Origin of the sequence: Streptomyces sp. ISL-11, assembly GCF_018614525.1 — a bacterium.
Lineage (GTDB): Bacteria > Actinomycetota > Actinomycetes > Streptomycetales > Streptomycetaceae > Streptomyces.
Genome location: NZ_JAGGOL010000156.1, coordinates 17,916 through 27,105 on the forward strand (window position 1 = coordinate 17,916; position 9,190 = coordinate 27,105).

At 70.9% G+C, this 9,190-nt stretch carries 8 protein-coding genes; 5 read left to right on the forward strand and 3 right to left on the reverse strand.

What is annotated here, in order from left to right:
- The first annotated feature begins 59 nt into the window (after positions 1-59).
- The gene (gene glpX / locus J7E86_RS26540; RefSeq protein WP_215085012.1) at positions 60-1,091 is read left to right on the forward strand and encodes a class II fructose-bisphosphatase; all 1,032 of its coding nucleotides are present in this window, start codon (positions 60-62) and stop codon (positions 1,089-1,091) included.
- 81 nt (positions 1,092-1,172) lie between these two features.
- On the opposite strand, the gene J7E86_RS26545 is transcribed toward glpX, so the two are convergent.
- Positions 1,173-1,529: a WhiB family transcriptional regulator gene (locus J7E86_RS26545; RefSeq protein WP_215085014.1), complete on the reverse strand. Its 357-nt coding sequence runs from the start codon at positions 1,527-1,529 to the stop codon at positions 1,173-1,175.
- A gap of 170 nt (positions 1,530-1,699) precedes the next feature.
- Positions 1,700-2,371, reverse strand: a complete 672-nt coding sequence (locus J7E86_RS26550; RefSeq protein ID WP_215085016.1) for a DUF1707 domain-containing protein — start codon at positions 2,369-2,371, stop codon at positions 1,700-1,702.
- A gap of 156 nt (positions 2,372-2,527) precedes the next feature.
- Here J7E86_RS26550 and J7E86_RS26555 point away from each other — a divergent pair, with 156 nt between their 5' ends.
- On the forward strand, positions 2,528-4,195 hold the full coding sequence (locus J7E86_RS26555) for a fumarate hydratase (protein WP_215085018.1): 1,668 nt from the start codon (positions 2,528-2,530) through the stop codon (positions 4,193-4,195).
- 137 nt (positions 4,196-4,332) lie between these two features.
- Here J7E86_RS26555 and J7E86_RS26560 read toward each other — a convergent pair whose 3' ends face one another.
- Positions 4,333-5,850 carry a ricin-type beta-trefoil lectin domain protein gene (locus J7E86_RS26560; protein WP_215085020.1) on the reverse strand — a complete coding sequence of 506 codons (1,518 nt, stop codon included), beginning with the start codon at positions 5,848-5,850 and terminating at the stop codon, positions 4,333-4,335.
- 111 nt (positions 5,851-5,961) lie between these two features.
- Here J7E86_RS26560 and J7E86_RS26565 point away from each other — a divergent pair, with 111 nt between their 5' ends.
- The 3 genes from J7E86_RS26565 to J7E86_RS26575 all read left to right on the forward strand — a co-directional run bounded on the left by J7E86_RS26565 (position 5,962) and on the right by J7E86_RS26575 (position 9,030).
- Positions 5,962-7,359 (forward strand): aspartate ammonia-lyase, encoded by a 1,398-nt coding sequence (locus J7E86_RS26565; protein WP_215085022.1) that lies wholly within the window; start codon positions 5,962-5,964, stop codon positions 7,357-7,359.
- Between the two features lie 162 nt (positions 7,360-7,521).
- The gene (locus J7E86_RS26570) at positions 7,522-8,259 is read left to right on the forward strand and encodes a DUF402 domain-containing protein (RefSeq protein WP_215085024.1); all 738 of its coding nucleotides are present in this window, start codon (positions 7,522-7,524) and stop codon (positions 8,257-8,259) included.
- A gap of 96 nt (positions 8,260-8,355) precedes the next feature.
- Entirely contained in the window at positions 8,356-9,030 is a 675-nt protein-coding gene (locus tag J7E86_RS26575; RefSeq protein WP_215085026.1) for a class I SAM-dependent methyltransferase, read from the forward strand.
- The last annotated feature ends 160 nt before the right edge of the window (positions 9,031-9,190 follow it).

Consider the following 9,190-nt stretch of genomic DNA (forward strand, 5'->3'; position numbering starts at 1 on the left):
GCCCCCTTCGGGGGACGAGGAGCCCTTACGGCCGTCGCCGTACAGAAAGGTGCGCTCCGATGACCGATCATCACCTGCCGTCCCAGCTGGAAGTCAGCCCCGAGGCCCCCGACCGCAACCTCGCCCTGGAGCTCGTCCGGGTCACCGAGGCCGGAGCCATGGCGTCGGGCCGCTGGGTCGGACGCGGCGACAAGAACGGCGCGGACGGCGCCGCGGTCAAGGCCATGCGCGCCCTCATCGGCACCGTCTCCATGAACGGCGTCGTCGTCATCGGCGAGGGCGAGAAGGACAACGCGCCCATGCTCTACAACGGTGAGCGTGTGGGCGACGGGACCGGCGCCGAGTGCGACGTCGCCGTGGACCCCGTCGATGGCACGACGCTGACGGCCAAGGGCATGGCCAACGCGGTCTCGGTCATGGCCGTCGCCGACCGGGGCTCCATGTTCGACCCGTCCGCCGTCTTCTACATGGACAAGCTGGTCACCGGCCCCGACGCCGCCGACTACGTCGACATCGACGCCCCCGTCGGCGTGAACATCCGCCGGGTCGCCAAGGCCAAGCACTCCTCGCCCGAGGACGTGACGGTCGTCGTCCTGGACCGCCCGCGCCACGACGGCATCGTCAAGGAGATCCGCGAGGCCGGCGCCCGCATCAAGTTCATCTCCGACGGCGACGTGGCCGGCGCGATCATGGCCGTGCGCGAGGGCACGGGCATCGACCTGCTGCTCGGTATCGGCGGTACGCCCGAGGGCATCATCGCGGCCTGCGCGATCAAGTGCCTCGGCGGCACGATCCAGGCCAAGCTGTGGCCCAAGGACGCCGAGGAGCGCGAGCGCGCCCTGGCCGCGGGTCACGACCTCGGCAAGGTCCTGCACACCGACGACCTCGTCCGCGGCGACAACGTCTTCTTCGTCGCCACCGGCATCACCGACGGCGAGCTGCTGCGCGGCGTGCGCTACCGCGCGGAGACCGCGACCACCCAGTCGCTGGTGATGCGCTCCAAGTCGGGCACCATCCGGCAGATCGACTCCACGCACCGGCTGTCGAAGCTGCGCGCGTACAGCACGGTCGACTTCGAGCGCCCCAGCTGACGGCTCCCCCGAGGGACACCGCTCACGGGCCGGGCCCCGCCGCTTTCCGGCGGGGCCCGGCCCGTGGTGTGTGCGCTTCGGTCAGCCGGCGGCGGCGACGCGTGTGGCGCGCTGGAGCTCGGCCTCCCGCCGGCGGCGGCGGGCCAGCACCACGCGGCGCTCGGCCGCGGTCAGCCCGCCCCACACGCCGTACGGCTCGGGCTGGAGCAGGGCGTGCTCGCGGCATTCGACCATCACGGGGCAGCGGGCGCAGACCCGCTTCGCGGCTTCCTCGCGGGACAGGCGCGCGGCGGTGGGTTCCTTGGATGGTGCGAAGAAGAGCCCGGCTTCATCCCGGCGGCACACCGCCTCCGAATGCCAGGGGCCGGCCTGATCCCGAGCGGAGACCCGCTGGGACGGTACGGCGGCTTCCTGCAGGGGCTGATGCGGTAGCAGCACGGTCCACTCCTGACGACGGCTTTGCTGGGCCGATTGAGTCACCTTTGCCCGCCTCCACTGCGCACGGCCATTCGCACCGGCAGCCGTACGAGAGACGATGCACCAAGCTTTACCCGCTGTGCGCGCGCTTATTCACACCGTTGCCATGAGCGGAACGCGGTCAGCCGCCGTCAGCCGCCCGCGCGAAGGTTCTTGAGGCGCTTGCCCCGCCGGGGCCGGGCCTCCACACCCCCGAAGACCGCGAAGCCGGTGACGGATACGACCGGGGCACCGGGGTCCCGCGCCTCCATGGTCCTGACGTCGAAACCGCCGAAGACACCGCCGCCGGTCGACCTCAGGGAGACGTTCTCCGGAACCTTGATCTCGACGCCGCCGAAGATCGCGACGGCGTTGACGACGATCTCCCGCCGCTCGAAGACCGCCTCGGTCAGATCGATCTCTATCCCGCCGAACAGCGCGAACGCGTTGGTCCGCCACGGCACCCGCCAGCGGCCCTTGCGGGTGGCACCGCCGAAGACCGCGACGAGATTCTCCGTCGCGTCCGCGCCCGGGGAGGACCCATAGGCGCCCGCGGGCGTCTCGTACCGGGGTGCGGAGGGCGACCGCGGCAGGTCGGCGACCACGGCCTCCAGCTCCCCGACCGTCCGCGCCTCGTAGGCCGCGCCGACCCGCTCGGAGTGCTCCTCCGGGGTCAGCCGGCCCTCGCCCAGGGCGTCCCGCAGGACGTCCGCGGTCCGGTCGCGGTCGGCGTCGGAGGCGCGGAGAGCGGAGTCGGCGGGCCCGCCGGACTCGGTCAGGGGCACCGGCGTCCGGTGCCGTTCGTCGAACGATGGCTTGTCCACGACAGCAGCGTAGCGAAACGCGATACATCGCGACTAGGGCCAGATCGAGATCTACTGAGCCTTACCTCACAGGATCGGACGCGCCGGGGCGCCCTACGCTGGTACAGCGCTGCCGCAGGTGTCAGCCAAGCCACTGTCGAGTGAGGAATCGCCGCAATGTCTGCCCCGTCTGAGTTCGCCTATACCGACCTCCTGCCCCTGGGCGAGGACCACACTCCGTACCGCCTGGTCACCGCCGAGGGCGTGAGCAGCTTCGAGGCCGACGGCCGTACGTTCCTCAAGGTCGAGCCCGAGGCGCTGCGGAAGCTGGCCGCCGAGGCGATGCACGACATCTCGCACTACCTGCGCCCCGCGCACCTGGCGCAGCTGCGCCGGATCCTCGACGACCCCGAGGCGTCGCCGAACGACCGCTTCGTCGCGCTCGACCTGCTCAAGAACGCCAACATCGCCGCCGCCGGAGTGCTGCCGATGTGCCAGGACACCGGCACGGCGATCGTCATGGGCAAGCGCGGCCAGAACGTCCTCACCGAGGGCGGCGACGAGAAGGCCCTCTCGCACGGCATCTTCGACGCGTACACCGAGCTCAACCTGCGGTACTCGCAGATGGCCCCGCTGACCATGTGGGACGAGAAGAACACCGGCTCGAACCTGCCCGCGCAGATCGAGCTGTACGCGACCGACGGCGGCGCGTACAAGTTCCTCTTCATGGCCAAGGGCGGCGGCTCGGCCAACAAGTCCTTCCTCTACCAGGAGACGAAGGCGGTCCTCAACGAGGGCTCCATGATGACGTTCCTGGAGGAGAAGATCCGCTCCCTGGGCACCGCCGCGTGCCCGCCGTACCACCTGGCGATCGTCGTCGGCGGCACCTCGGCCGAGTACGCGCTCAAGACCGCCAAGTACGCCTCCGCGCACTACCTCGACGAGCTGCCGGAGACGGGTTCCCCGCTCGGTCACGGCTTCCGGGACAAGGAGCTGGAGGAGAAGGTCTTCGAGCTGACGCAGAAGATCGGCATCGGCGCCCAGTTCGGCGGCAAGTACTTCTGCCACGACGTGCGCGTCGTCCGCCTCCCGCGCCACGGCGCCTCGCTGCCCGTGGCCATCGCGGTGTCCTGTTCCGCCGACCGCCAGGCCGTCGCGAAGATCACCGCCGAGGGCGTCTTCCTGGAGCAGCTGGAGACGGACCCGGCGCGGTTCCTGCCGGAGACCACCGACGAGCACCTGTCCGACGACGACGTCGTGAAGATCGACCTCAACCGGCCGATGGACGACATCCTCGCCGAGCTGACCAAGTACCCCGTCAAGACCCGGCTGTCCCTCACCGGGCCGCTCGTCGTCGCCCGTGACATCGCACATGCGAAGATCAAGGAGCGTCTGGACGCGGGCGAGGAGATGCCGGGCTACCTGAAGGACCACCCGGTCTACTACGCGGGCCCGGCCAAGACCCCCGAGGGTTACGCGTCCGGCTCCTTCGGCCCGACGACGGCCGGCCGCATGGATTCCTACGTCGAGCAGTTCCAGGCCGCGGGCGGCTCCAAGGTCATGCTCGCCAAGGGCAACCGGAGCAAGCAGGTCACCGACGCGTGCGGCGCGCACGGCGGCTTCTACCTCGGCTCCATCGGCGGGCCCGCGGCCCGGCTGGCGCAGGACTGCATCAAGAAGGTCGAGGTCGTCGAGTACGAGGAGCTCGGCATGGAGGCGGTCTGGAGGATCGAGGTCGAGGACTTCCCTGCGTTCATCGTCGTGGACGACAAGGGCAACGACTTCTTCGTGGACCCGGCGCCGGCTCCGACGTTCACGAGTATTCCCGTGCGGGCTGCCAAGTAGGGGGCTTCGCCCCCGCCCCCGAACCGCGCTGCGCGCGGTGTCCTCAATCGCCGGACGGGCTTGATTTCCGCCGGTCCGGGCAACAATCAGCCCGTCCGGCGTTTGAGGACCGGGGTCCGGGGCGGAGCCCCGGATTTCTACGCGAAGCGCTGACTCGCCGAGCCGTCGCACTTCTGCAGCCGCGCCGCGTCCTTCGCCGACGCCAGCGTCAGGCAGAGCCCGTCCGCCGCCACCGGCCGGAACGCGGAGCCGCTCCGCGCGAACTGCTGGTTCGCACCCCCGTGGCAGTTCCACAGCACCACAGCCGCACCCGCGCGATACGTGCCGCCCGGCACGTCCACGCACCGGTCATGCGTGAGTCCGGTCCGCAGCGCCTTCGTACCCGCGTCGTACGCCCACTCCTGGTTCCGGCTGCCGGCGCAGTCCCAGCCGCCGACCTTCGTGCCGTCGCGGCTGCTCGCCCCGTACGCGTCGAGGCACGTGCCTGTCGCCTCGCCCCGCAGCGGGCGGAAGGCGTCGTCCCAGCCGCCCTTGGTCAGCACGGGCGACCCCGTGCTCGCCGGGTCCGCGCATCCGGCCTCCCCGTAGCCCGACGCGTAGAACTGGCTGAGGCAGGACGCGAACGCGCCGTGCCCCCGCTGGTTGGGGTGGAAGGACTGGCGGACGGAGTTCTCGTCGGGCATGCCCGGCTTGGACAGGTCGATGTAGAGCCCGCGCGCCCAGGTGTCCTCCATGCACACCTCGTGGCCGTGGAAGAGGCGTGAGTTGTCGAGGTAGAGCGCGCCCGAGTTCCGGGCGGCCTTGCGCATGCCGCGTTCGAAGGCGGGGACGGCGGTGTTGCGGCCCCAGGCGGAGTCGGAGGTGTGGCCCACGCAGCCGCCGGGGATCTTGCCGGGGAAGTTCGGGTTGTCCTCGAAGTCGGGGCCGATGGGGCTGGGATAGCCCATGACCACGAGCTTGTAGTCGCCGTCCGCGTAACCGGCGCCCGTCATGACGGTGCGCAGGTCCCGTACGGTCTGTTCGACCTTGGGCACGAGGCCGTCGACGCGGGCCTGCCAGCCGGGCGTGTACTTGGGCTCGCACGGGCCTTGGAGCGTCAGGTAGCGGGTGACGCAGTCGGTCATGACGGGACCGAACTGGAGGTCGTCATTGGCGCCGGCGACCAGCAGCACCATCTTGATCCGGGTGTTGCGGGCCTTGACGGCGAGGTTGTCGCTCTGCACCAGCTCGTCCGCGTACTGCTTGCTGCCACCGATGCGGATGTTGGGGGTGGACGCGCCGGAGCAGGAGACGTTGTAGGTGACGTCGGCGGGGATCGAGGTGCGGTGGATGGCGGCGTCGGGCGACCGGTGGCACCAGTTCGACGGGCCGTTCGTGCCCGGCTCGTACGTGCCGACGCCCTCGCCGGAGATCTCGCTGTCGCCGAGGGAGATCAGCGCGGACTTGCGCTGGCCGAGAGGGCGCTCGGCGGCGTCGCCGTAGAGCTTGACCGCCTCGGCGGCGCGGATCTTCTCCAGTTCGGGCGTCAGGGGGGTGGAGGCGGTGCCGGGTGTGCGGGCCGTGGCCGCGGGAGCGGTCGCGGCCATGCCGCCGAATGCCGCGGCGAGCGCGGCGACGGCGGCGAGAGTACAGCGCAGGGTGGGTCTGCGTGTCATGTGTGAGCCTCCCCGATTTCAGTTGTTACTCGCGGTATTTACTAGTCGGTAGTGCCTTTTGGGAACACGGTGAACCGGACAAACGCTGTGTTTGTCAGGAGGTAAGTGACAATGACCGACAGCGAGCAGTACCGGATCGAGCACGACTCCATGGGAGAGGTGCGCGTCCCGGCCCACGCCAAGTGGCGCGCCCAGACCCAGCGGGCGGTGGAGAACTTTCCCGTCAGCGGGCAGCGTCTGGAGCGTGCGCACATCGAGGCCCTGGCCCGGATCAAGGGGGCCGCCGCGAAGGTCAACGCCGAGCTGGGCGTGGTCGACAAGGAGATCGCCGACGCCATCGCCGCGGCGGCGGGCGAGGTCGCGGAGGGGCGCTGGGACGAGCACTTCCCCGTCGACGTCTTCCAGACCGGCTCCGGTACGTCCTCGAACATGAACGCCAACGAGGTCATCGCCACCCTGGCCACCGAGCGCCTCGGCCGTGACGTGCACCCCAACGACCACGTCAACGCCTCGCAGAGCTCCAACGACGTGTTCCCCTCCAGCATCCACATCGCCGCCACGGCCGCCGTCACCGGTGACCTCGTCCCGGCGCTCGACCACCTCGCCGAGTCGCTGGAGCGCAAGGCCGGGGAGTTCGCGGAGGTCGTCAAGTCCGGGCGTACGCACCTGATGGACGCCACACCCGTGACGCTCGGTCAGGAGTTCGGCGGTTACGCGGCGCAGGTCCGCTACGGCGTGGAGCGGCTGCGCGCCTCCCTGCCGCGGCTGGCCGAACTGCCCCTGGGCGGTACGGCCGTGGGCACCGGCATCAACACCCCGCCCGGCTTCTCCGGCGCCGTCATCGCCGAGGTCGCCCGCGCGACCGGGCTGCCGCTGACCGAGGCCCGCGACCACTTCGAGGCGCAGGGCGCGCGCGACGGCCTGGTGGAGACCAGTGGCCAGCTGCGCACCATCGCCGTCGGCCTCACGAAGATCGCGAACGATCTGCGCTGGATGTCCTCCGGCCCGCGCACCGGCCTCGCCGAGATCAACCTGCCCGACCTCCAGCCCGGCTCCTCGATCATGCCGGGCAAGGTCAACCCGGTCGTGCCGGAGGCCGTCCTGATGGTGGCCGCCCAGGTCACCGGCAATGACACGACCGTGGCCACCGCGGGCGCGGCCGGCAACTTCGAGCTGAACGTGATGCTCCCGGTGATGGCGAAGAACCTCCTGGAGTCCGTGCGGCTGCTCGCCAACGTCTCCCGGCTGCTCGCCGACCGCACGATCGACGGCATCACGGCCAACGCCGAGCGGGCCCGCGAGTACGCGGAGTCGTCACCGTCCGTGGTCACACCGCTCAACCGCTACATCGGGTACGAGGAGGCGGCGAAGGTGGCCAAGAAGTCCCTTGCCGAGCGGAAGACGATCCGCCAGACCGTGCTGGACGCCGGGTATGTGGACCGGGGACTCCTCACCCTGGAGCAACTCGACGAAGCGCTCGACGTGCTGCGCATGACCCGCCCGTCCTGACCCGGCGGCGGCGCCCGGCCGGGGCGCGCTCGGCGTCTTGCGCCCGACCCGCCCGCAGCACCCGCCCGTAACCCCTCCGACGTGCGCCGCACCCCGCCCTGGTGTGTACCTTTGCGGCGCACGTCACGGCGCATTCGTGGTCCGGGCACCTAGGATCTCCGCATGACAGCGGACACGGTGGACACCACGGGCACGGCCGGCACCGCCCCTTGGGCGCCGGGGGACCATATCCTCTGGCGGTACCGGGGCAACGCGAGTGAAGACGTCCACATCTGCCGTCCCGTCACCGTCGTCCAGGACACCGACGACCTCCTCGCCGTCTGGATGGCGCCCGGCACCGACTGCGTCAAACCGCTGCTGGCCGATGGCACACCCATCCATCAGGAACCGCTGGCCACCCGCTACACCAAGCCCCGCACGACCACCGTCGACCGCTGGCACGGCACGGGCGTCCTCAAGCTCGCCGTGCCCGGCGAACCGTGGTCGGTCTGGCTCTTCTGGGACGCGGACTGGCGCTTCAAGAACTGGTACGTCAACCTCGAGGAGCCGCTCGCGCGCTGGGCGGGCGGGGTGGACTCCGAGGACCACTTCCTCGACATCGCCGTCTATCCCGACCGCCGTTGGGAGTGGAAGGACGAGGACGAGTTCGCCCAGGCACAGCGCGTGGGCCTGATGCCTCCCGGCCAGGCGGACCGGGTACGGGCCGCCGGGCGCGCGGCGGTCGGGCGCATCGAGTCCTGGGCCGCGCCGTTCGCCGCGGGCTGGGAGGACTGGCGCCCCGATCCCGCCTGGACCGTACCGGCGCTGCCGGATGACTGGGACCGCGTCCCGGCCCGGCTCGGCGGCGGTTGGGGAAGAACCCCGCGAACCGCTTGGCACGCCCCCGAGGGACAACCGTAGGATCGGCCTCCGCGATACTGCACGAGCAGCACGGCACGAAAAGAGCACGGCATGTGACGTCCGATCACAGCCGACGGTCACAGAGAGGGCGGAGCCGTGAGCGGTGACGACCAGCGTGGGTACGACGGCTACGCCCGCTTAGGGCTGGACCGCAGCGGGCAGGCCGAGGCGTTCGACGCGATCGGCGACCGCTACGACGACGCCTTCCCGCACAAGGACGGTCAGCTCGACGCCGGCGCCTGGCTGGCCGGCGCGCTCCCGCCCGGCTCCCGGATCCTCGACGTCGGCTGCGGTACGGGCCTGCCGACGGCCCGGCAGCTCAGCGACGCCGGCCATCAGGTCGTCGGCGTCGACCTCTCCCCCGGGATGCTCGACCTGGCCCGCGGCAACGTCCCCGAGGCCGAGTTCCGCCTGGCGGACATCGCCGGCCTGCGCGACGGGCACCTGGGCACCTTCGACGGCATCGCGGCCTTCTTCGCCCTGCTGATGCTGCCGCGCCCGGAGATCCCCCACGCGCTGCGGATGCTGCGCGGCATGCTGAGACCCGGGGGGCTGCTGGCGCTCTCGATGGTCGAGGCCGACGTGGACGACTTCGCGATCCCGTTCCTGGGCAACACGATCCGGGTATCCGGATATCTGCGGGAGGAACTGCGTCAGGTCGTGTGCGAAGCGGGTTTCGACGTCGCCGGGGAGAACTCGCTGGCGTACGCCCCGGCGAGTACGGACGTACCACCCGAGATCCAGCTCTTCCTCAATCTGCGACGCGCCTGACCCACGGTGCGCCCTCTGCGACTGGGCGTACGGCCCCGACGGATGGAACCCCACGCGTGACGGAGCATCCCAACTCCCACGGAAGTCAGCGGACCGCGGCGGTGCGCCGGTCCGGCGCGCCCGCCCCCGCGCCGGCCGCGGCCGCGCCCGGCCCCGACAC

Excerpts from the sequence above, each read along its gene's own strand:
- J7E86_RS26560 (WP_215085020.1), bottom strand. The coding sequence starts at position 5,850 with ATGACACGCAGACCCACCCTGCGCTGTACTCTCGCCGCCGTCGCCGCG.
- J7E86_RS26555 (WP_215085018.1), top strand. The coding sequence starts at position 2,528 with ATGTCTGCCCCGTCTGAGTTCGCCTATACCGACCTCCTGCCCCTGGGC.
- J7E86_RS26565 (WP_215085022.1), top strand. The coding sequence starts at position 5,962 with ATGACCGACAGCGAGCAGTACCGGATCGAGCACGACTCCATGGGAGAG.
- glpX (WP_215085012.1), top strand. The coding sequence starts at position 60 with ATGACCGATCATCACCTGCCGTCCCAGCTGGAAGTCAGCCCCGAGGCC.
- J7E86_RS26570 (WP_215085024.1), top strand. The coding sequence starts at position 7,522 with ATGACAGCGGACACGGTGGACACCACGGGCACGGCCGGCACCGCCCCT.